Annotated in this window: 19 protein-coding genes; 9 read left to right on the top strand and 10 right to left on the bottom strand. The window is 45.5% G+C overall.

What is annotated here, in order from left to right; translation table 11 throughout:
* Positions 1 to 353 precede the first annotated feature (353 nt).
* The 4 genes from QUA56_RS10655 to QUA56_RS10640 all read left to right on the top strand — a co-directional run bounded on the left by QUA56_RS10655 (position 354) and on the right by QUA56_RS10640 (position 6,254).
* The gene (locus QUA56_RS10655; protein ID WP_333356905.1) at positions 354 to 1,925 is read left to right on the top strand and encodes a hypothetical protein; all 1,572 of its coding nucleotides are present in this window, start codon (positions 354 to 356) and stop codon (positions 1,923 to 1,925) included.
* Positions 1,926 to 2,007: 82 nt separating this feature from the next.
* Positions 2,008 to 2,574 carry a hypothetical protein gene (locus QUA56_RS10650; RefSeq protein WP_333356902.1) on the top strand — a complete coding sequence of 189 codons (567 nt, stop codon included), beginning with the start codon at positions 2,008 to 2,010 and terminating at the stop codon, positions 2,572 to 2,574.
* Positions 2,575 to 3,414: 840 nt separating this feature from the next.
* Entirely contained in the window at positions 3,415 to 4,770 is a 1,356-nt protein-coding gene (locus QUA56_RS10645; protein WP_333356899.1) for an ATP-binding protein, read from the top strand.
* A 107-nt stretch (positions 4,771 to 4,877) separates the two neighbouring features.
* Positions 4,878 to 6,254: an ATP-binding protein gene (locus QUA56_RS10640; protein WP_333356896.1), complete on the top strand. Its 1,377-nt coding sequence runs from the start codon at positions 4,878 to 4,880 to the stop codon at positions 6,252 to 6,254.
* A 570-nt stretch (positions 6,255 to 6,824) separates the two neighbouring features.
* On the opposite strand, the gene QUA56_RS10635 is transcribed toward QUA56_RS10640, so the two are convergent.
* Positions 6,825 to 7,604: an ion transporter gene (locus QUA56_RS10635; protein WP_333356894.1), complete on the bottom strand. Its 780-nt coding sequence runs from the start codon at positions 7,602 to 7,604 to the stop codon at positions 6,825 to 6,827.
* 177 nt (positions 7,605 to 7,781) lie between these two features.
* On the opposite strand from QUA56_RS10635, the gene QUA56_RS10630 reads away from it, so the two are divergent.
* From QUA56_RS10630 to QUA56_RS10620, 3 genes are all read left to right on the top strand, one after another.
* A complete protein-coding gene (locus QUA56_RS10630; protein ID WP_333356891.1) occupies positions 7,782 to 9,635 on the top strand; it encodes a pentapeptide repeat-containing protein in 1,854 nt (617 codons plus the stop codon).
* A 482-nt stretch (positions 9,636 to 10,117) separates the two neighbouring features.
* A complete protein-coding gene (locus tag QUA56_RS10625; RefSeq protein ID WP_333356887.1) occupies positions 10,118 to 10,639 on the top strand; it encodes a hypothetical protein in 522 nt (173 codons plus the stop codon).
* Between the two features lie 75 nt (positions 10,640 to 10,714).
* Positions 10,715 to 11,059 carry an NAD(P)H-quinone oxidoreductase subunit M gene (locus QUA56_RS10620; RefSeq protein WP_333356885.1) on the top strand — a complete coding sequence of 115 codons (345 nt, stop codon included), beginning with the start codon at positions 10,715 to 10,717 and terminating at the stop codon, positions 11,057 to 11,059.
* A gap of 88 nt (positions 11,060 to 11,147) precedes the next feature.
* Here the strand turns inward: QUA56_RS10620 and QUA56_RS10615 are convergent, their stop codons facing one another.
* Entirely contained in the window at positions 11,148 to 11,462 is a 315-nt protein-coding gene (locus tag QUA56_RS10615) for a hypothetical protein (RefSeq protein ID WP_333356883.1), read from the bottom strand.
* An 825-nt stretch (positions 11,463 to 12,287) separates the two neighbouring features.
* Between QUA56_RS10615 and QUA56_RS10610 the strand changes: the two genes are divergently transcribed.
* Entirely contained in the window at positions 12,288 to 14,609 is a 2,322-nt protein-coding gene (locus tag QUA56_RS10610; protein WP_333356881.1) for a protein phosphatase 2C domain-containing protein, read from the top strand.
* Between the two features lie 131 nt (positions 14,610 to 14,740).
* Positions 14,741 to 14,989 carry a hypothetical protein gene (locus QUA56_RS10605; protein WP_333356878.1) on the top strand — a complete coding sequence of 83 codons (249 nt, stop codon included), beginning with the start codon at positions 14,741 to 14,743 and terminating at the stop codon, positions 14,987 to 14,989.
* Between the two features lie 38 nt (positions 14,990 to 15,027).
* On the opposite strand, the gene QUA56_RS10600 is transcribed toward QUA56_RS10605, so the two are convergent.
* From QUA56_RS10600 to QUA56_RS10565, 8 genes are all read right to left on the bottom strand, one after another.
* Entirely contained in the window at positions 15,028 to 15,723 is a 696-nt protein-coding gene (locus QUA56_RS10600; RefSeq protein ID WP_333356876.1) for a CsgG/HfaB family protein, read from the bottom strand.
* A 120-nt stretch (positions 15,724 to 15,843) separates the two neighbouring features.
* Positions 15,844 to 16,209: a DUF1823 family protein gene (locus tag QUA56_RS10595; RefSeq protein ID WP_333356873.1), complete on the bottom strand. Its 366-nt coding sequence runs from the start codon at positions 16,207 to 16,209 to the stop codon at positions 15,844 to 15,846.
* Between the two features lie 200 nt (positions 16,210 to 16,409).
* Positions 16,410 to 17,441, bottom strand: a complete 1,032-nt coding sequence (gene gap, locus QUA56_RS10590; RefSeq protein ID WP_333356870.1) for a type I glyceraldehyde-3-phosphate dehydrogenase — start codon at positions 17,439 to 17,441, stop codon at positions 16,410 to 16,412.
* Positions 17,442 to 17,918: 477 nt separating this feature from the next.
* Positions 17,919 to 18,227, bottom strand: coding sequence for a P-II family nitrogen regulator (locus tag QUA56_RS10585; RefSeq protein ID WP_333356867.1), 309 nt, complete (start codon positions 18,225 to 18,227; stop codon positions 17,919 to 17,921).
* A gap of 4 nt (positions 18,228 to 18,231) precedes the next feature.
* Entirely contained in the window at positions 18,232 to 19,203 is a 972-nt protein-coding gene (locus QUA56_RS10580; protein WP_333356865.1) for a sodium-dependent bicarbonate transport family permease, read from the bottom strand.
* A 203-nt stretch (positions 19,204 to 19,406) separates the two neighbouring features.
* Positions 19,407 to 20,141 (bottom strand): glutathione peroxidase, encoded by a 735-nt coding sequence (locus QUA56_RS10575; RefSeq protein ID WP_333356862.1) that lies wholly within the window; start codon positions 20,139 to 20,141, stop codon positions 19,407 to 19,409.
* 233 nt (positions 20,142 to 20,374) lie between these two features.
* Positions 20,375 to 21,016: a Uma2 family endonuclease gene (locus QUA56_RS10570; RefSeq protein WP_333356859.1), complete on the bottom strand. Its 642-nt coding sequence runs from the start codon at positions 21,014 to 21,016 to the stop codon at positions 20,375 to 20,377.
* A 42-nt stretch (positions 21,017 to 21,058) separates the two neighbouring features.
* Positions 21,059 to 21,918: sulfotransferase (locus QUA56_RS10565; RefSeq protein ID WP_333356856.1), on the bottom strand; the 860-nt coding region annotated here is incomplete at its 5' end.

Here is a 21,918-nt window from a genome sequence, read left to right as displayed (position 1 = left end):
CACATCTCCACTCGGTTGATGCTGTTGGAAGTGCCGCGAACTCGACCGATTTAAGATCGTCAGTTTAATTCAGTCCTGGACGCACCACAACTTTCAGAAACCGGGTTTTTTACGAAAAGACGCATTGCAGCCCTTTTCCCTGGTAAAAAAAACGGGTTTCTGAGAGTCGGGAGTGCATCTAGGACTGTAAAATTTAAGAGGGAAAATTTGGTATAGCCTTTCTTAAAAAGATGAGGTATGATTGACAGATTATATAACCACTTAAACGTATAGGGCCCAAGCCCAACTACGTCCGCGAATCTTTCTGAGAACGGCTATAGTTAATTTTCAGCAGAAATAGGAGAGAAAGATTTGTGAGTATTTTTAACAAAAAAATTAATCCTTCACCCTTCGCTATTCTGCCATTCAAACAGCCGATCGACCGCACGGCGATCGCCCTCATGCTAGTGCTGAGTGTATTAATGGGGCTGCTGCTGCTGAGCGGCGATCGCACGGCACCCAGAGTGCGAGAATTTACCTGGGAAAACAAACAAATCGGCGCCGAAGATACCGGCTTTATCCTCACCTTCTTTCGGCCGATGAACCACTCCACCGTCGAGGAAAACTTAAAGCTAGAACCCCCCCTCCCCGGTAAATTTAGTTGGGCTGGAAGGCGCATGGCTTACACCCTCAAAGATCCAGCACCCTACGGCGTTACCTACACAGTAAAACTCGCCGGAGCAACCGACAAGTATTTCGGAGAAAACAGCCAAAATAAAGGAACGCCAATTCAACCGTTTAGCAGTTCCTTTCGCAGCCGCGATCGAGCTTTTGCTTACATCGGCGTCCAAGGCGAAACAGAAAGCAGATTAATGCTAGTCAATCTCACCAGCAGCGACTCAAAACCGATACCCCTAACTCCCAAAGATTTAGTCGTTACCGATTTTAAACCGTATCCCGACAGCGATCGCATTTTATTCTCAGCCACAGATCGATCGATCGCCCGTAGTGGCGGCACCCTAAATCAAGAACTATTTACAGTCACCACCGGCATCAATCCCCAATCCCCCGGATCGGAAGCCCAACAAAAACAGCCAGCAGGTAGAATCGACAAACTATTAGACTCCAAAGATTACCAAAATCTCAAATTCGACCTCTCAGCCGACGGAAAAATCATCGTGATTCAGCGCGTCAACCGCAGCAATCCCGGCGATTTCAGTTCTTGGATTATTGAAGAAAAAAAGCCGCCCCGACGCTTGGAAAATGAACAAGGCGGAGATTTTATGATTCGCCCCGACAGCAAATCGATGGTAATATCTCAAAAACAAGGATTAGCGATCGTCCCCCTCAAACCGGAAGCAGACCCAGTAGAATTTTTGCCAAAATACGAACAAGTATTGGGCATGGCCCGCGACAACTCCGCCGCCGCATACGTTAAATACAACAGCGACTTTACTCGATCGCTTTTCATATTAGACAACCAAGGTGCAGAACAAGAAATATTGCGGATTCCCGGCAGCATTATCGCCGTTTATTTCGACCCCCGCAAAGACAAAGACAACGAATTCCAACGTCTCTACTGTTTGTTAGCCCAACGCCTCAAAACAGAAAGCTACAAAGAACAGCCTTTCATCGCCACCATCGACCTCAAAAAAGAGGGCACTCGTTTGGTAGGAACCATCAAACCGCTGCTGGTTTTGCCCAACCAATTAGATACCCAAATCAGTTTATCTCCCGACGGGCTGGCATTAATTTTCGACCAATCAGTCACAGCAGCAAATCCCTCAGCAGCAGACAGCCCCCGCAACGATAGCGGACAGTCGATCGCCACCAGCCGCCTCTGGCTGCTACCCTTAGTAGAAATACCCGCAGACGGTTCTCCCGCGGCAAAAGTACAGCCAGAAGAACTTCCCTTTGCCGGCTATCACCCCCGCTGGCTACCATAAATCAATTTGAGATTTGAGATCGCACTGCTGACTAATGACTGGTGACTAATCTAAAATCTAAAATCTAAAGTCTAAAATCATTATGACTCCCGAAGAAATTAGCAATACCCTTAAAGACTTATTTGGTGACAGTGTTGAGACACCTGCCGCCACTTCTTGGCAAGTAGAAACCCCCAAATTTCGCCTGTTAGTCCTCCTTTCAGAAGACGGCACTTGGCTGCGGATTTTGCTGCCGATCGCCGATGCCCAAGAAGCTCAACCATTTTTTGATAAACTGCTAGAAGCTAACTTTGACACCACCCTCGAAACTCGCTACGCCATACATCAAAACGTTTTGTGGGGAGTATTTCAGCACAGTTGTGCCACACTTGCCGCCGCAGATTTCTCGGCCGCCGTCGCCCGACTGCTGGCTTTGCAACAGCGAGGTTTGTCCGACTTTTTCGGCGGTTTGATAGAAAGCCGCATCCGTCAAATCATCAAAGCTGCGAAGATGCAGGGACAGTCTGTCGAAACTACCCTTCAGACTTTAGACCGTTTCTACGCAGAGGGATTGATGGGCGAAATGGAACTCGGGCGAGAGTCTCGCGAACAGACTCTCGCCGCTTGGCGGTATCAGCTAGAACGCCTCTGGCCGGAGGTGGAACCCTAAGACGATTTGAGATTTGAGATTGCAGATTGCAGATTGCAAAAAAGTGACAACCATCGAGGTTGGGAAGTTGCCTAAAGTTGCATTTCTTTTTACTGGTATAGCAACCGCACCCGACGGTTAGGAGGTCTTTAATTGCACAAACCCTTGCGAAAGATTGCTTCTTCCTTCTCTGGCGACGATAACTAAAGCCTTACATCCGTTACATCGGTTACATCCGTTGCCGAACTTCCTTCTGCTGTACAATCTGCCGATTTTTGCCTCCGCCCCAGTCTTGACAAGCGAATTTCAAAGGTGGTACCCGCCACGCGATCGATCCGTGGAATCAATCGAAAGCATCTGGAATCTAAAATCCTCAAGCCCCCGACTCGATCCGTGGGGTCAATCCAAAATCTCAAATCTAAAATCTAAAATCGAATGACCGTTGGGGCCTCAAGTCACTTCCTCGATCGCTAATCCGGGCCCTCGAACCCTCGAAGGATACCCGTATATTCACCGATAATCCGCGAGATATTCTCCAATTCCCTAGTAGCACCGGAAAAATGGTATAATAGCTCACAAAAATCCCCGATCAATTTTAATAATTTTCGGCAAACAAGCGATCGCAGGGTATATCATGGTAAAAAGTTTAAAGCAGATATCCGTAAGTTCCACAAAAGCTTCGATCGTTTAACATTGATTTAGAAACAAAATCTTTAGCAGACAATGCTAGTGCGATCGGGTTTTCTGCTCCGGTGCTGTTGTAAAATTACAAATTAGCAACTACCCCCTACCAATTACCCGTTACCAATTAATAGCAACTTAAGTTATCCATCAATACAACATTTAACAGGGGTTTCATCTATGTTTGCTGTGCGTGAGACTAGCTCGGAGTTATCAGTGTTGCATATACCTGAAATTTGTACTTGGAACATCTCCTTAGAATCAACTCTTCTAGACCTGCCACTCTACAACTGCCAAATTGAATTAACTCAACAGGCAAAAGAAGTAGCCCAGGCTTTTGAAGGACATTCCATGCTTCCCGGCGTCATTTTGACCGATCGGGGTAATTTTGTCGGCATAATATCCAGGCGTCAATTTTTTGAAAAAATTAACCGCCGCTACGGAATAGAAATGTTTTTCAAGCGACCAATAGAGGTATTGTACAGGTTTTCCAAGCAAGAGCTGCTCGTGGTTCCAGGCAGTAAATTAATAGTAGAAGCCGCCCAGGAATCTCTTTACAGGTCAGCAGAATTAGTTTACGAACCCGTAGTAGTCGAAATAGCACCCCAGATATACAAACTGTTAGACGTACACCAATTAATGGTCGCTCAATCAAGAATTCATCAATTAACAAATAAGTTGCTCCACAAACAAACCCAAGCCAAACTCATCCAAACAGAAAAAATGGCGAGTTTGGGGAGGATTGTAGCCGAAGTAGCCCACGAAATTAGAAATCCGCTGAACTGTATTTGGGGAAATTTGACTTTTCTGCTTTCCTATTTTGAAAACTTGCTTCAGCTAATGTCGGTTTATGAAGAAGAATATTCGGAACCGTGTGCCCGAATTGATGCCCTCAAAGAAGAAATTGAATTTGATTTTTTACAAGAAGATTTGCCAATCACCTTAGAAGGGATGGAGTTGGGAGCCTCGCAATTGCTAAAAATAGTTAACGGGCTGCATCACTTCTCTCACATGGACGAGACAAAGGCAGTAGAGACAGACATTCACGAATGCGTGGAGATGACGCTGTTAATTCTGAAAAACCGCTTTAAAAATAACATAGAAGTGGTAAAGAATTACGGGGAACTGCCGCTAGTTAGCGGCTACTCCGGTCAGTTGAGTCAGGTGTTTTTGAATTTGTTAGTTAACGCTCTAGACGCCCTGACAGAGTACGCAGCCGATCGAGAAATACAGACCGAGTGCCTGGACGACTGGCAGCCCCAAATCGAAATTACTACCAAAGTCATAGAAACCGAACACGGCACGCGGGCTGCAATTTGGATTGCCGATAACGGGCCGGGCATTCCCCCAGAAAATCACCAGCAGATATTTGACACCTTTTTTACCACTAAACCAGCAGGCAAAGGCACCGGTATGGGGCTGGCTATCTGCCATCAAATCGTCACAGAAAAGCACGGCGGCAAACTTTCACTGCGATCGCAACCAGGCAAGAATACCGAATTTGAAATTCTCCTGCCAATAGTTCGCAAAACATGATCGACTCAAAAAAAATCTCCAGGTTCGCTTCTGCAGTGAAATCATAGGCTAGCTTAGTAGTAAGTTCTCATTTCACTTTTCAAGCGTTTCGGCAACTAAAAGTTCCAGTGGCAAATAAATTCAGTTCCAAACTCCTTAGTCCTTCACTTTCCGAAGGCAGCCATCAAGACCTTTCCCTAGAGTCTACTCTCTGGGATTTGCCCCTGTATGACTTTCAGGTTAAATCGAGCTGCTTGGCGATCGCAGTTGCCGAAATGTTTGAACAGCATCCCCTAGTGCCCGGAGTCGTCTTGGTGGAAGCAGGAGAGTTTGCTGGCATGATATCCCGCAGGCAACTCCTGGAATATTTGCTCAAACCCCAAGGCCCCGAGCTATTTTTGCACCTGCCGCTGAAAGTTCTCTACAGTTATGCTCGGGTCGAAATATTATTAGTCGCAGAGAGTACAACCATTTTGGCAGCAGCCCCACAAGCTCTGCGCCGATCGCCCGAATTGCAGTCAGAACCAATCGTCGTCCAAATAGACTCCCAATCTTACCGACTCTTAGACTCTCACGCACTAAACATCGCCTACTGGCAAATTCGCGGCATAGAAACTCAAGTCCGCTACGAAAGAGCTCAAACTCAAATGATTCAAAGCGAAAAAATGGCTAGTTTAGGGCGTTTAGTCAACGGAGTAGCCCACGAAATTTTAGATCCGGTAGGCTTTATTTGGGGCAATTTAACCTACGTAAGCGACTACAGCAAAAACTTAATGGAGTTGCTCTCAGTTTACGACGCATACTGTACCGAACCCCCGCCGGAAATAGCACGGCTCAAGGAAGAGATCGACTATGACTTTTTGCAAAACGATTTCCTCCGAACGGTTGCCAGCATCAAATCGGGAGCCGAACGTTTGAGCAAGTTGGCAACCAGTTTGCAAAACTTCTGCCACATCGACGATATTTATCCCAAACCGACCGACTTGCACGCCAACATAGACAGCATACTCTTGCTGCTCAAAAGTCGTTTGACCAGGGAAATCCAAGTAGTAAAAAACTACGGCTACCTGCCGCCAGTGCCGTGCTATGCAGGACAACTCAACCAAGTATTTATGAATATCTTGACCAATGCTATTAATACATTAATTAACGAAGCAGTCGGTCAAGAATTGGCGAAAGAGTTCAAAGGTGGAGGAGTCAGAGACTTCGATCGCCAGCCTCAAATTGAAATCACAACTCAAGTCTGCTGTCCCGAACCTGCACCCGATTTAGACAAACTTCACGTTCGCTGGGTTTCGATTTGCATCGCAGATAACGGGCCAGGAATGTCACCTAGCAAGTACAAAAAAATCATAGAATCATTCTCTACTGAAAAACGCGCCCTTAAAGAAACCAGTTTAGCAGTTAGCTATCAAATTGTGACGGGCAAACACGGCGGTGCATTCAGAATGCGATCGGAATTAGGCAGCGGCACCCAATTTGAAATTTTGCTACCCTTAGCTTAAATATGACTAAGGCCAACTGTCACAAATAGGAGTTGAATTTAGGTATGTAGTTGCGCTTTAGCGCTCTTAGCCAAGGAAAGAGCGCCCAAGCGCAACTACATACCTTTGTTTAGCAGTTAGCTATCAAATTGTGACGGGCAAACACGGCGGTGCATTCAGAATGCGATCGGAGTTAGGCAGCGGCACCCAATTTGAAATTTTGTTACCCTTAGCTTAAATATGACTAAGGCCAACTGTCACAAATAGGAGTTGAATTTAGGTATGTAGTTGCGCTTCAGCGCTCTTAGGAATGAAAAATAAATAACTTGCACAATTAAACCCCAGAAGCCTCGATCCAAGCTAAACTATTTCTCTATTAGTCACCTTATTTATTTTTCATTCCTTAGCCAAGGAAAGAGCGCTGAAGCGCAACTACATACCTTTGTTTAACGATGCCCATTGCGTAATTTTTATTAAAGAAGGAAGAAGGAAGAGGGAAGAAGTTACAGCCTATTCCAGATTTATGAAGTACAGGACACGGCAATGCTGTTTCCCTACCAGAAAACTGCTGTAACAGTCAACAGTCAACAGTCAACTATTATCTAATTGAGTGCCGCACATTTTACAATATTTGGCATTAGCATCGTGTACAGACCAACCGCAACCTTTACAAACAGCTTCTACTTGATTAGCACTTTTAACTAATTGTTTAATCAAATCCCCCAATTGCCAAGGAATCAGAGCAATTCCCGTCAAAATCATCAAAATAGTCAGAAAACGGCCGGATTCCGAAATCGGAGTAACATCGCCAAATCCCACCGTCGTCATCGTGACAACCGAGAAATAAACAGCATCCAAAAAAGTTCCAAAATTTTCGGAATTTGCCGGATGTTCGACTTGATAAATCAAACCAGAATAAACAAAAATTATTGCCAGCAAAGTAAACAAAATTCGAGCAAAAATCACCCCATCTTCGCTGCTGATGCGGAAAATAGAAATTTTCAATTCCAGAAAGCGGATGAGTCTGAGAATTCTAAACCAGCGAAAAATGCGGATAAAACTAACGTTGACAAATCCCAGTAAAAATGGTAATATTGCCAGCAAATCAATGATTGAAAAAAAACTAAAAATAAATTTAACTCGATTTTCGGCACACCACAGCCGCAATAAATACTCAACTGCAAAAATGATTAAAAGAACGGTATCGAGAGTTTGTAAATTGATTCTAACAGCTTCCGAAAGCGGGTAAGTTTCGGCGATGAAGCTGGCGGAAGATAGGAGAATGAGTCCGGTAAGAGTTAAATTGACGGTTCTGCCAATAGGAGTTTCGATATCTTCGAGATAAAATCCAATTTGCGATCGGGTTAGCATAGATGAGATAATTAATACAATTAGGACTTACGCGGCTGGCACTATTAGTAAGGTGCCCCGGAACCAAAATCCTCGATCGTCTCTCAAGAATTTCGTCTGACGCACCCTACAAGTCGATCGCACCTGTGACGCTTGGCTTGACTTTTGACTATTTCTGAGGTAAGGGAATTATCGCACATGAGTATCGAATTAACTAAGGGTGAAAGATTCAATGTTTCTCAGGAAGTTCCTAATTTCTCAAAATTGGCGATCGCCCTGGGTTGGCAAGTCAGCCAGACAGCACAAAACTGCGACATTGACGCATCAGTTTTTATGTTAGCGGCAGATGGTCGCATTCCCGAGGAAAAGTATTTTGTATTTTACAACAATCTGACCTCGCCGGACGGTTCGGTGCGGCACTCAGGAGACAGCAGGAATGGACAAATTGAGGGAGATGATGAGACGGTTTATCTGGATTTGAGTAAAATCAATTCGGCGATTCAGGAAATAGTGTTTGTTGTGACTCTTCACGAGGGACAGCAAAAAAATCAAAGTTTTAGTCAAGTTACAAATGCTTTTATCAGGCTTTACAACCGAGAAACCCTTAGCGAATTGGTTCGGTACAATTTAAATCAGATATTTTCCCAAGAAACGGCTTTAGAATTTGGACGGTTGTATAAGAAGAATGGCGAATGGAGGTTTCAGGCCGTAGGACAGGGATATAATGCTGGGTTGCAAAGTTTTGTAGATAAGTATTATGTTGAGAATGCGGTTGAGAAAAGCGCGGATGTTGGTGAGAAAGTTGATGATGCTGAGGTTTTGAGGCGGTTTAGCGATCGGGTGGATCGGTTATTGCGCGAAGAGGCGGTATCTAGCAAAGTGGCAGAACAGCCGATGGCTACTCCTGTGAATGCCGATACTGTGGAATCTAAGGAAGAGGAAAGAATAGATGATTCTGCACTAGAAAATCTAGAACCAGCTATTAGTGCTGAGGAATTTTTGCAACGCTATCAAGAGGGAGAACGCGACTTTACAGGGATTAACTTAGCGGGAGTAAATCTAAGCGGAAAATCCCTGAGTCAGGTTAACTTGAGTAGCGCTAATCTCAGCGGTGCAGAACTTTCTGGAACAAACTTACATGGTGCTAACCTGAGTGAGGCAAATTTATGTCATGCAAACCTTCATAAGGCAAATCTAAACTCAGCAAACTTAAGGAAAACAAAATTTATCAATGCCAATTTAAGTGAAGTCCGTCTCTATTATGCAAACCTAAGTGAAGCTAATCTGAGTGGCTTAGATCTCAGCGGTGTTAATTTATACCCGGAGACAAACTTGAGGATGGTAAATCTCAGCAAAGCAAATTTAAGTGGGTTAAATTTGAGTAAATTAGAATTGAGGGAGGCTGATTTGAGTAATGCAAACCTAATTAAGACTAACCTATTCGAGACCAACCTTGAAGGGGCGAACCTTGAGGGAGCAAAACTTCAACAAGCACTTTACAACGCAAGGACTACCTTCCCCAAAAGGTTTAATCCTGTTAATGCAGGTGCTTACTTAATTGCTCCTAGTGCTTCACTGCAAAAAGCAAACCTAGCTGGTTTTGACTTGAGTCAAGTAAACTTGAGTGTGGCAAATCTGCAAGGAGCAAACCTCACATCAACAAACCTGAATGGTGCACAATTGAGTGAAGCTAACTTGAGTCAAGCTAACTTGAGTGGTGCCAATCTAACTAAGGCAAATTTGATCGGTGCAAAACTCCAGCAAGCTAATTTGATTAAAACCAAGTTAAGCGAAGCAAATTTGAGTGTTGCCAACTTAACGGCGGCCAACCTCACAGAAGCAAACCTGATACAGGCAAATTTAAACCATGCTAACCTGACTGTGGCAGACTTGAGTGGAGCGAATCTGAAAAATGCACAAACATATGGGGCAAATTTTAGTGGTGCCAACTTAGAGAAAGCTAACATGAAAGGAGCAAATATGGGTGGAGCAAATCTGGACAAGGCAACACTCACAGGTGCAATTATGCCTGATGGCACAATTCACGAATGAATTAATCTTTGTAGTAACGAATTGAGTCCTTAGAAATGGCAGGAGTAGGGCGTGTTTTATTGACCCCGAGATACCCCCTAGCCCTCCTTAAAAAAGGAGGGAACCGGAAGCACTCAAAGTCCCCCTTCTTAAGGGGGATTTAGCAGGGTGGTTTTATTGTGGGGAGAAGAAATCTGAAACGACAGAAAGCACCGCTCAAAGCTCGCGTCTGGGACGCAAGTGTTATATTAATAAAGGTACGTAGTTGGGCTTTAGCCCTCTTTATATATACGTCTAAAGAGGGCTAAAGCCCAATTACGTACCTATTTCTAGGATGACAATTAATCCACCCTGCTTCTTAAGGGGGATTTAGGGGGATCGAGACTTCGATAGAAGTGACATTTATTATGGGTTTCTGTCTTAAATTGATACGAATGGTGGGGTGTGCCTCGCCCTAAAAATAGAGTATGATTAGTGTGAAATATCAAATACATAAATTTTAGATGAATGAATCGGACAAAGAAATTATAGAATCTACCCTCAGATGGATGACGGAGTTTGTCGAGTTACCGCATCCAGTTTTCAGCGATTTACCGATTTGTCCCTTCACTAAACAAGCACGCTTGGCCAATCAAATTTTATTCAAAATCGAGCGTTTTTCAGCGCTAACTGAGTTCGATCGCGATTCTGGCATAATGCAATCAATTTATGAATTTTACAATTCGGAATTTGAAATAATGGTAGTAATTAATCCTCAAAAAACTGCAATTAGTGCGCCAGAAACTAAAGAATTGATAGACAAACTGAACGATCGGATTTCAGAGTTGGGCTTGCTGGCTTTTCACACTCATCCAGAGGAAGATTTTAATATTGACGGGCTTCATACTAGGAGGATGCCGTATCCGGGCTTCACCGTTCAAGTAAATTCTAAGCTGAAGCCAGCTTCCGATGCTTTAGAGAAAACTGAGTATTACAAAAATTGGACGGCCGAACAACTAAAATATTTCGGGATTCCGAGAAATTGACGATCGCCCGCCCTCCCCGCGCATCTCCCAGCCATTACAATTAATTCAGCAAAAAATCTTTACACATAAGAACTCATGCAGCTTAAGTCAACAACCCGCCATATTCGCATATACACCGCCATCCTCGAAGACAACGAACTCGTCCCCAGCAACGACCTTTTGACGATCGACATTGACCCAGATAACGAACTTAACTGGAACGACGAGTCAGTCAAACAGGTATATGCCAAATTCGACCAACTCGTAGACGCTTACGAGGGCGAAGATTTGACCGAGTACAACCTCCGCCGCATCGGTTCGGAGTTGGAACACTTGGTGCGATCGCTTTTACAAAAAGGCCAAATCAGCTACAACCTCAACAGCCGCGCTGTCAACTACAGCATGGGATTGCCTCAAGTTGATGCCAAAATTCACCTGTAAGCTGCTAGACATATAAATTGCTTGGTTTCGGCACAGGGGGAGAGGGGGAGAGTGGGAAAATCTTCCTTCTTCCTTCTTCCTTCTTCCTTCATGCTTCTTCTTCACTGCCGATAGTTTCTACGTCTGTTCCCGCATCCTTGGACTCAACCGTCCAATTGGGAGCGCGATCGCGCTCCAAAAACTGTTTAACTGCTATTTGGCGGTTAGTCATAAACTGACCCCAAGCGCCCGGAAACAGGCCATCCAAGGTTTCCACCAGCGCCCAAACCTCAATATTCATCATTTTGTAGTAATGACCGTGAGAATGCTTAATCCTAGTCAGCATTTCGTCTACCTCAACTCCAGGCAGCAGCTTCGGATCGGACAAATTCTTAGGAAAGGCGCTTGACTCATGTGGGGGCATGGTTAAAAACTCAACAGCTTGCAGAGGCCGGTCAGTCGATTTTAGATTTTAGATTTTAGATTTTAGATTTTAGATTTTAGATTTTAGATTGACTCCACAGATGAATCTGCGGACTTGCACTAATATCTAATTTTTTTTGCTCTCCGCGACTCCTGTCGGGGGCTGGCATCCGTCAGTAGATTGTTAGATTTTAGATTTTAGATTGACTCCACAGATGAATCTGCGGGCTTGTATCCGTCTTTGGGTAGGGTTAAATTTAACTTCTTTTGCGAAACTAGGGCGCGAGGCACAGATGACCCTTCGCGAGAAAACCGAGAATTGATATTTATTTATACCTACCGGCTCAGGTGATTTCTACGTACCAGTATCCTACCATTATAGTTAGTCTAAAATTTCAATTCACTTGACGATCGCGATTTCTTCGGAAATTGCCACTATCAGGAATATGCTGAAAACAGCGTGCTTTCAAGCCGAGGACTTCAGCGTCGCGCGATCGTCTAACCCTGAAAGCTCATAGCAAGATTCATCCGGCCGTCAACAAAATGGTAAACTGTTCGTGTCAGTACAAGACTTTAAAACCTACCCCTAGACTGGGGGAAAGTCACGCCTAAAATATTGTCAGGAGATATCGCTACGCACACAAGAGTGCAAACGTAGTGAGCCTAGGAACCTGAAAAATCAGGATATTAGGACTGCGAAGTCTTAAAAATCCCCGTCTGTTCAGAAAGCGGGGGTGTCAAATAATCGCCACGTATCAACCCGCCGAGGTTCAAGCGCTAAAATAGTTCAGATCGGCACGCTTGCCCAAAGGCGTCAGGAACCCTTATGCAAAACTCTGTGGCAAAACACTACTTATGGGCTTTAGGTGAAGGGATCAAAGGGTGTAAGCCAGGCGATCTGATCGCTGGTCGCTACTTGGTCAAGCGCGATCGACTTCTTGTCGATACTCAACCCGAACAGTTGCCGGAACTGCCCGAAGAGATTCCGAGTGTTGTCACTCCTTATCTGAGACTGTTTGCCTATCAATTGCACGTACCTCAAGTATACGGGCTGGTATCCTCGCAGACGAGCAAGCTCTCGGGAGATATCTGGCTGCTGGAAAACGGGCCTATTTTGAAGGTGACGGAATCTTTAATGCCGGAATTGGCCGACTCCTGGAAAGGAGCCGCGGCGATGCGCCAGCTCAATTGGCTGTGGCAAATTGCCAAGTTGTGGCAGCCGTGTATCGCTCAGGGCGTGGCTTCGACGCTGCTGACTCCAGAACTGCTGCGGGTGGAAGGGCAATTGGTGCGGTTTCTGGAATTGCAGCCAGATCGCAAACCGCCTAATTTGTCGCAGTTGGGCAAATTGTGGCAGCAGTGGCTCGAAGATGCTCACCCGGCGATTGCCAATTTTTTGAGGCAACTTTGCCAGCAAATGGTTGCCGGTCAAGTGCGCCACGGCGAACAACTGATGGGCCAGTTGGATAAAGCTCTGGCAAAGTGCGGCCGATCTTACGATCGTCACGTTGAGATTGCCACGGGCACCGATGTGGGCAGAGCCCGGGCTCACAACGAAGATGCTTGCTATCCGCCTAGCGGTACGGTGTTCGCAGGAAATCCGGGATCGGAAGCTTGCGCGATCGTCTGCGACGGTATCGGCGGACAAGACGGCGGCGAAGTCGCTTCGGAAGAAGCGATTGCTGTGCTGCGCGACAAGTTGCAGCAAATGCCCCTGCATCAAGCTAATTGGGACCCGCTGAGCCTGACTTCCAAGCTGGAACGGGCCGCTTGTGCTGCTAACGACAAAATAGCCAGTCGCAACGACAGCGAACACCGCCAAGGCCGCCAGCGGATGGGAACTACGGTAGTTATGGCTTTAGCCCACATTCACGAACTCTACGTCGCCCACGTCGGAGACAGTCGGGCTTACTGGATTACCCGCACCGGCTGCTATCAAGTTACTCTCGACGACGATGTAGCTTGCCGCGAGGTGCGTTTGGGCTACTCCCTCTACCGGGATGCTTTGGAACAAGTGGCCGCCGGCGCTCTGATTCAAGCTTTGGGCATTACTTCCTCCAACACTCTGCACCCGACTGTGCAGCGTTTTCCGGTGGATGAGGACTGCGTTTTGCTGCTGTGTTCCGACGGTTTGAGCGATAAAGACCGGGTTGAGGAATGTTGGGAAGCGGAGATTTTGCCAATTCTCGACGGTAGCATTAATGTGGCGAAGGCGCGCGATCGGCTGATCGAAATTGCGAATACTAGAAACGGTCACGATAACGTCACTGTTGCTTTAATTCACTGTCAGGCACATTTGAGGGAAAACGGCAATAATTTTACAGAATTGTCTGTTGCACCTTTAGATGTGCCGCCGAGCGAACTAATTGCCGACAGCGAGGATACGCCAACCGATTTGACCGATAGCACAGCCCTTGGCGATGCTGATTTTCAAGGCAAAACGCAGTTTGTACAGCCACCGGACAAAGGCAAAAGCCTATTTTCGCTGCTGCTGAAAATTGTATTTTTATTAGGTTTGGGGGGTGTATTTGCTTATTTTTTCATCCCTCCGGTAGGTCGGGCGATCGATACTGCCGGGGAGTCGATTTTCGGGAAAGGCGGTTTAATTAATGCTGGAAGTACGCCGCAGAAAACTGTTGAATCTGTACCTTCTCCGGTCAAATCCTTAGAACAAGACTCGTTTATAGAGATTAAAAGTTCTGCGGCTGGGGAATTGGAAAAAGAGGGCGATCGCTTGGATTTGCGAGTCGCAATAGGTGAGTTGACGGTCAAAGGAACAGTCCCTGCCGGCAGCGTTTTGCAGGTGACAAAAAAACAGCTTACGCCTCAAGGCAATTGGCTGGAATTGAAAGTTTGCTCGATTCCTGAAATAGTGCGATCGAACTCTCCAAAACCCCAGTCAAATAAAGATTTTTCTACTGTTTCAAAACCTGCACTCAATTCATCTCCTCCTGTGGCAACTCCCTCGCCTTCCCCCGCAGTTAAGCCAACTGTTGATGCAGTAGAAATCGTCAAGCTGCAAGCGGGGGAAATCGGATGGATTCAAGAAAAAGATGCCGTTTCTAAGGTAGCGTCTAACCCGACTCCCACCCCAAATCAACAGGGGAAATGCGTTGTTGGTTCTGACTCAAATCCCAATGCTAATTAAATTGTTAATGCTTGAGTATGTTGAGCAAATTTGAGCGAGTTTAGTATAAAAAAAAATGCAGATTCCTAAACAAAACTAAGATTAATATCAATTCCGTTAGCATCGGAATGATCTAAACGGAGGAGACGGCAGTGCCGTTTCCCTACCGCGATCGATTGGAGGGAAAAGGCACTGCCGTCTCCTCTATAGCAATCCTAAATGATTTGCTTGCATTATACGCGAGCTTTCTGGCTCGCACTGCAAGGATTCTGGCCTCGCTCGATTTTGCGACTGATGCGAGGATTGCTATATATCATTCCGGTGCAGCCGGAATTGATATAACTGGTACAATCGTCCGCAAAATAGCTGACCTAATTTTAGATTTTAGATTTGGGATTTAATAATTCAAAATCTCAAATCTAAAAAGGTTTCAAAATTTCTAACCTAATTTCTTAGATACTTCTGCAAGTTTAGTCACCATTTGGGATACGGCTTTATCAACTGCCGAGCTCAAAAGTGAATCTTCATTGCTACTGCCGGAATTGCCGCCAATACCCATAACGGAAATATTAGAATCGCTTTGATCTGCTTCTCCTACTGCTTTGGCTGTGGCAAGAATATCTCCTGAAGCTGTACCAATTAACCGCACGTCTATTTGAACCGTAGCTTTGGTTTTTTGCGAACCGCCGCCGATTCCCATGAAACTGCCGCCGCCGGATTGTTTGTCGATATTAAACCGGGTAATGGTGCCGATGAGTACGGCGTCAACTCCTAATTGTTTGCCAATTTCGGTTGCTGTGCCGGCATCCATCGCACCGCTGCGATTTTGCTGCTTGAGCACTTGTTCGAGTTTGCTGCGATCGACTACTGTATAAGTGCCGTTGTTGACGAGTTCGTTGATTAACAGTTCGCTGATGCCTTTGGCTGCGCCGACTCCCCTGTAGGAAGTGTAATAGCTGTTGGTGGTGCCGTAGTCGAAGTCCATGACGACGAGGCGCTTTTTGGCAGTCGCTTGGGCGAGTTGGGTTGCGGATTGGGTGGTGGCTGGTGTGGCGATCGCACTTACACAAACGCCTGCTAGCATTAGCGCAGCGAGGGAAATGCTGGTTAAGCGAGATATGGTGGTTGTTTTCATAAATTTTTCCTCACAGTTAGTTCGTGCAGACTCTAGAATAGTCCAGAGATGGCCGAATGTCAGGAATTGCGATTTGAACACAATACAGATAAGGAGAATACTGTCAAGCTTTTTCCAGTCCTAATTTTCAGCTTGCATAAAACCCATCAACCAATTAGCAATCGTCGCCCTGCGAGTCTGTCTCGGCCCAAATCCCCCAATTTTATAGCCTTTAAACCCCAATTTTTCCTTCAGCAACTGCTTGTTTTCTGGAGGAATCGATCGAGTCAATTTTACCGTCGCCGGCCTAGAATCGATAAAATCCGGCGGTTCCGGGTACTCTTCGCGCCACTCGGCTGCAACACCTGCACTGTTCCACTCGCCAGTCTCGGCATCGCAGCGGTAGCCCAGATACTGCCAAACTAACCGGTTGACAGCAGCATCGTCCATTTCTTCGTTGAGGATAGCCCAAATAGTTTCGTTATTCAGCGGTGGTAATTCAGACATGAGCGCGATTCGATCGGAAACAAAAATAGTTTAACTCATATCAGATAACATTATCAGGAACGGGCAAGATGCCCGTTCCACAAAAACACAGAAATTTATATCAAATCTGGGTGAAATATCCCTGGTTTCTTAGTCCGCCGAGGCGGACTTTGTATTATGTGTAGTAGCGGTTTCAACCAGCGATCGAGGGGATGACTGTATTACTTGCCCAAAATTCCGTCTTTCTCGGCCATCGACAGCATCAAGTCAATCACGCGGCTAGAATAACCCCACTCGTTGTCGTACCAAGAAACGACTTTGAAAAACTTAGAATTCAGTTCAATTCCCGCACCTGCATCGAAAATGCTCGATCGCGCGTCGCCCTGAAAATCTGTAGAAACCACCGCATCTTCAGTATATCCGAGAATGCCTTTGAGTTCGCCCTCCGAGGCTTTTTTCATGGCTTCGCAAATTTCTTTGTAGCTAGTTTCCTTCGCCGTTTTGAAAGTAAGGTCAACTACAGACACGTCTGGAGTTGGCACGCGCAAAGCCATTCCAGTCAATTTTCCTTTCAATTCCGGCAGTACCAATGTAACAGCTTTTGCTGCACCGGTCGAAGATGGAATAATATTTTGAGCCGCACCGCGTCCTCCCCGCCAATCTTTTTGGCTGGGCCCGTCTACAGTAGGTTGAGTAGCTGTCATTGCGTGAACTGTAGTCATTAAACCTTCTTCTAAACCAAAGTTATCGTTGATCACTTTGGCAATTGGCGCTAAACAATTCGTCGTACAGCTAGCATTAGAAACAACAGTATCTTTTGCAGTGTCAAATTTGTGGTGGTTGACGCCTACTAGATATGTTGGTACTTTTTCGGGGTCTTTTGTCGGTGCTGAAAGTATTACTCGTTTTGCTCCTGCCGTCAAGTGTTTTGATGCGCCTTCAAAATCCGTAAACAATCCAGTAGATTCTACAACATAATCTGCACTTGTTTTACCCCAAGGCAATTCTGCCGGATTTCTAATCGCTGTGCAAGGGATAAATAGTCCGTCAACGACAATCCCGTCTGGTTTGCTTTCAACTTCGCCGTCGTAAATGCCGTGGGTGGAGTCGTATTTGAAAAGATAAGCCAGGTTGTCAGGCGAAACTAAGTCGTTAATGCCGACAAATTCGATGTTGGGGTTTTTGATGCCGGCACGCATGACTAGCCGTCCGATGCGACCAAATCCGTTGATGCCAACTTTTAATGCAGCCATGTTTAAACTCCTATTGAAAATATCGTTAGTCGATCGGGCGTTAGCGAAGCCCTCGAAGAGGATCGCCTGTTGTGGCTTAGAATTTACCACGCTAACGGATTTTTACAACTGATTCTTTTCTATCTCTTAAGAATTCTGAATTCGGCCCCGGCGGGGAAGGGCTATTAATCCTGAAATAACCGCTGGGTAATGGCTGATGGTTGATAACTGATGATTGTAAAACTGCTATAACAGACAGAATTTATTTTAAAAATCGCCTTTTTTCACTCAGGCTAAAGTAATAAGAAAAAACTTATCCAAAAGCAAAAACGGATTGGCATTCTCAATCCTAGGCTTCGTGCCGCGACAGCCTAGGATTGAGGTCGCAGACAAGCGCAAGGACACGGCATTGCCGTGTCCCTACACATATGGCGTACAATCTATATGTAGCTCTACTTTTCCGAATTGGTACAATCACCAATCACTAATCACTAATGACTACCCGACGCACTTAGTAGTTAGCAATTCCACCGCATCCGAAATAAAACAAGATCCGCCAAACTTATTTAGAACTGGTCTAATGTTTTCTGCAACTGCAGATATTTGAGCCGGATCGCAAAAAGCCAGCACATAAACGTTATCCAGCATTGTCATTGATGAGTTGCGGGAAACGTGATCCCTGGTGCTTTTTCCTGCGACATTACGAATCACCGAATAACCGGGGATGCCGGCTTTGTCTAAACCGTCTAAAATCTTGCCGAGTTCCACCGAGTGGGCTATGATTTCTACTCTTTTGACTGACTCCATTATCTCACCTCCAAAACATATTGATTCCGTATAGATACAGGGGAATGCCTACAATGATATTAAAAGGAAAGGTCACTGCTAAGGCCGTTGAAATGTAAAGACTTGGATTCGCTTCGGGAACTGTTAGGCGCATGGCTGCTGGTACTGCTATATAAGAAGCACTCGCGCACAATACGGCAAACAGCAAAGTGTCTCCCTGCGGCAGTCCGATTAATTTGGCTATTAGCAAAGCAATTACTGCGTTGAGTAGGGGAATTAGGATTGCAAAGCCGATCAGAAAAACTCCTGCTTCTTGCAAATCTTTAATTCTGCTGGCCGCAACCAGGCCCATGTCTAGCAAGAAAAAAGTCAAAACTCCGTAAAATAAGTCTTGAGTAAACGGACTCATAACTTGCCAACCGTGTTCTCCTGTTAGTATGCCCATAATTAGGCTGCCAATCAGCAGAAAAACTGAACTGTTTAGGAATGCTTCTTGCAACACTTCTGGCCAAACTATTTCGCGTTTTCCTTCTTCCCCGCCAAATACACTGACTAGAATGAGACCGACTATAATTGCCGGGGATTCCATTAATGCTAGCGCGGCTACCATGTAACCGTCAAACTCGATCCCCTGTGCTGTGAGGAAGGAGGTTGCGGTGATAAATGTGACGGCGCTGATGGAACCGTAGGTGGCTGCGATCGCCGCGGCATTGTAGGAGTCGAGTTTGATCCTCAGTATGAAAAAAGTATAAATTGGTACTAAGATTGACATCAGCATCGCTGCAAAAATTGTCAGGGCGATTTGCTGGTCAATTCCGCTTTTGGATAGTTCGACGCCGCCTTTAAATCCGATCGCGAACAGCAGGTACAGCGAAAACAGTTTGGGGATGGGCGCTGGAATTTCTAAATCAGATTTGAGAAAAATTGCCAGCATTCCCAGGAAAAAAGCCAATATTGGGGGATTTAAGATATTTGACGCTACTAAACTCAAATCCACGATCGTTCACTCCCATTTTTTGCGTTTTTAATATTACTTCCCCAGTAATTGTTGCACGAGAATGGATCGATACAGCGATCGAACTTTTGACCCGAAAGCTCGATCGGGCTAAATACCGCCAAATAGGGCAAAGACGCGCACTGCAAACCCTACAACGAGTCAGGCGCGCACTTCGCACCCGCAGGTTAAGTATTTGTGTTTAACTAAGCAACAGCCAAATAAGACTCTAGGTCTTCGGAACCACCGATCAGCTTGCCGTCGATAAATACTTGCGGCACAGTTGTAGCCCCAGTCATAGCCCGGAGCGATCGGGTTGTGACATCCCGGCCCAAGACGATTTCTTCATAATCCAAGCCATTTTGACTCAGCATTGCCTTCGCCTTAGCGCAGAAGGGACAGCCCATTTTTGTAAACAGCGAAACTACCTTCGGCTTCGCTGCTGCGGAGTTGATGTAGTTGAGCATCGTCTCGGCATCGGACACTTTGAAAGGGTCTCCCGGTTCCTCGGGCTCAATAAACATTTTGTCAACCACGCCATCTTTTACCAGCATGGAATAACGCCAAGACCGCTTGCCAAATCCTAAGTCTGTTTTGTCTACCAGCATTCCCATGCCTTGAGTAAATTCGCCGTTACCGTCGGGAATTAACGTCACATTGTCTGATTCTTGGTCTTTAGCCCATTCGTTCATCACAAAAGCGTCGTTGACGGAAATACAAACGATTTCATCTACGCCATTTTCTTTGAACACTTTCGCCAATTCGTTGTAACCGGGGAGGTGCGTTGACGAACAAGTGGGAGTAAAAGCTCCCGGTAGCGAGAACACTGCTACGGTTTTGCCTGCAAATATATCATCGGTGGTGACATCGACCCACTCGTTGTCTTTGCGAGTGCGAAAGGTGACTTTGGGTACTCTTTGACCTTCTTGGTTCGTCAGCATGATTTTGAATCCTTGAGTAGTTGGGTTAAATTCCTTTGCTGACTTTAGCGTACTCATAACGAGTATGAGTTGTCAAGGGGAGGCGAGTTTTTTTCTCGGACTTGCGCGCGCGCGAGCTCAGTTCATTAAAGTCTTTGCGACGATAGTTTGAATCATAGTCCGAATCAATCTCGCGGCGCGCGCGAGTTCAATTCATTGTCTTTGCGACAGCTAGCAGATTTAAAACTTGCTGTTTAAGTAGGTCGGCAATTCTGTCTCCATTCCTTTGCTGCTGCTAACGGGTGAGGATTTTTTACACATTCTCTCAACATATCGATATCAATTCCCGGTAGCAATTCGCTTTGTGTGATTAATTCATAACCGCAGTTGGACACGAATTCAACCGGAATTTCTTCTCGCAAATGGTAGATAGAAAATCGGTCATTTCGCCAGAACCAAACCTCTCGCACATTCAACCTTCTATACAGTTCTAGTTTATTGATGCTGCCACTGGTAACAATCACTTCAATTACCAAATCGGGAAATTCTTTATCTGTGCCAATACAGTAAGCTTCATCCGGTTCCGTACCGCCACTTTTTTCCTGTTGTCGCAGAGTTGTAGACCCAAAAGGAAAATATTCGATGTCAGCTTCTACAAAATAAATAAGCAGCAGATCTCCAATGCGAGTTTTTCTACTTTCATGGCGGCGAGAAGGTGACATAATTTCCAAAACTCCATCTAAATAAGTAACTCGATATCCTGCCGCATCTCCAATCCGATTCAGCAGTGTCTCGTATTGTTCCCAGTTGGCGCTATCGGTAATGTAGCGATCTTCAGGATCTTGGCGTTGGAGTGCTTGTTCCTTAAGTAGCGTATCTAGCTCGAACGTCAGCATTGGTATTACCTCCTTAGAAGTTGTTCTAATCTTAGCTCAACTTTATTCCCAATCAAACTGCCTCCCCAAATATTCCTCTAATTCCTGATTGTAAGGTCGAAAATAATCGCTCAACCTGTCGCGAACCGATTCATTTACCCGCTGGTAAGAACCAGGATTAGCATTTTGGTATTCAGACAATTGATATTCCGGCAAATCTAAGAATTCTAAAACTTGCTTGACTGTTGTCGCCGCACCTGCATAAAAATCTTCGCTTTTCAAAATTAGCAACTGTTCAGGGGGAAAGAAAGCCCGCCAGTTTTTAATAAATTCTATGTACCTACCGCGAGCTAAATAATTCCCCGGTTCTTCGCCGATGATGTATTCTGGATTTTGATTCAACCGTTCAATTTCATCGCTAATTGCCCGATCGAGCGATCGCGCTTCCCAATTTAAGTCAGTCAAGCGGTAAAATTGAGAAATCGCCCGATCGATCGGATTTCGCAAAAGTACAATCAGTTTCGCCTCTGGAAACGCGCTGTAGAGACGTTCCGGTGCTTCGCGAGAGTCAAAATAGCTCGGACTTGCTTCGCCAGTTACAAATTGCTCTCCCGGAAGCATGGGCGGAAAATGAGCCAAATACCAATCAATCCCTCTGTCAAAGTGCCACGAAAAAAAATCCATCTCCTTTTTAATCGGAGTCAAAATTTGCGGGTGTTGAGCTAAATAAGTATACAGAGAAGTCGTCCCGCACCGCTGAGAACCAATAATTATAAAGTTAGGAACTTTGACTGGTTTTAAGTTCCTATTTTGTATAACAGGCATCTTGCCTGTATCTGCTTGTGGAACAGGCATCTTGCCTGTATCTGCTTGTGGAACAGGCATCTTGCCTGTATCTGCTTGTGGAACAGGCATCTTGCCTG

Source organism: Microcoleus sp. N3A4 (assembly GCF_036701805.1).
Lineage (GTDB): Bacteria > Cyanobacteriota > Cyanobacteriia > Cyanobacteriales > Microcoleaceae > Microcoleus.
This window is presented reverse-complemented; position numbering and strand designations above follow the sequence as displayed.

What these genes read in the sequence shown, in the direction of transcription:
- QUA56_RS10650 (WP_333356902.1), top strand. Translation starts at nt 2,008, where the DNA reads ATGACTCCCGAAGAAATTAGCAATACCCTTAAAGACTTATTTGGTGAC.
- QUA56_RS10645 (WP_333356899.1), top strand. Translation starts at nt 3,415, where the DNA reads ATGTTTGCTGTGCGTGAGACTAGCTCGGAGTTATCAGTGTTGCATATA.
- QUA56_RS10635 (WP_333356894.1), bottom strand. Translation starts at nt 7,604, where the DNA reads ATGCTAACCCGATCGCAAATTGGATTTTATCTCGAAGATATCGAAACT.
- QUA56_RS10630 (WP_333356891.1), top strand. Translation starts at nt 7,782, where the DNA reads ATGAGTATCGAATTAACTAAGGGTGAAAGATTCAATGTTTCTCAGGAA.
- QUA56_RS10625 (WP_333356887.1), top strand. Translation starts at nt 10,118, where the DNA reads ATGAATGAATCGGACAAAGAAATTATAGAATCTACCCTCAGATGGATG.
- QUA56_RS10620 (WP_333356885.1), top strand. Translation starts at nt 10,715, where the DNA reads ATGCAGCTTAAGTCAACAACCCGCCATATTCGCATATACACCGCCATC.
- QUA56_RS10615 (WP_333356883.1), bottom strand. Translation starts at nt 11,462, where the DNA reads ATGCCCCCACATGAGTCAAGCGCCTTTCCTAAGAATTTGTCCGATCCG.
- QUA56_RS10610 (WP_333356881.1), top strand. Translation starts at nt 12,288, where the DNA reads ATGCAAAACTCTGTGGCAAAACACTACTTATGGGCTTTAGGTGAAGGG.
- QUA56_RS10600 (WP_333356876.1), bottom strand. Translation starts at nt 15,723, where the DNA reads ATGAAAACAACCACCATATCTCGCTTAACCAGCATTTCCCTCGCTGCG.
- QUA56_RS10595 (WP_333356873.1), bottom strand. Translation starts at nt 16,209, where the DNA reads ATGTCTGAATTACCACCGCTGAATAACGAAACTATTTGGGCTATCCTC.
- gap (WP_333356870.1), bottom strand. Translation starts at nt 17,441, where the DNA reads ATGGCTGCATTAAAAGTTGGCATCAACGGATTTGGTCGCATCGGACGG.
- QUA56_RS10585 (WP_333356867.1), bottom strand. Translation starts at nt 18,227, where the DNA reads ATGGAGTCAGTCAAAAGAGTAGAAATCATAGCCCACTCGGTGGAACTC.
- QUA56_RS10575 (WP_333356862.1), bottom strand. Translation starts at nt 20,141, where the DNA reads ATGCTGACGAACCAAGAAGGTCAAAGAGTACCCAAAGTCACCTTTCGC.
- QUA56_RS10570 (WP_333356859.1), bottom strand. Translation starts at nt 21,016, where the DNA reads ATGCTGACGTTCGAGCTAGATACGCTACTTAAGGAACAAGCACTCCAA.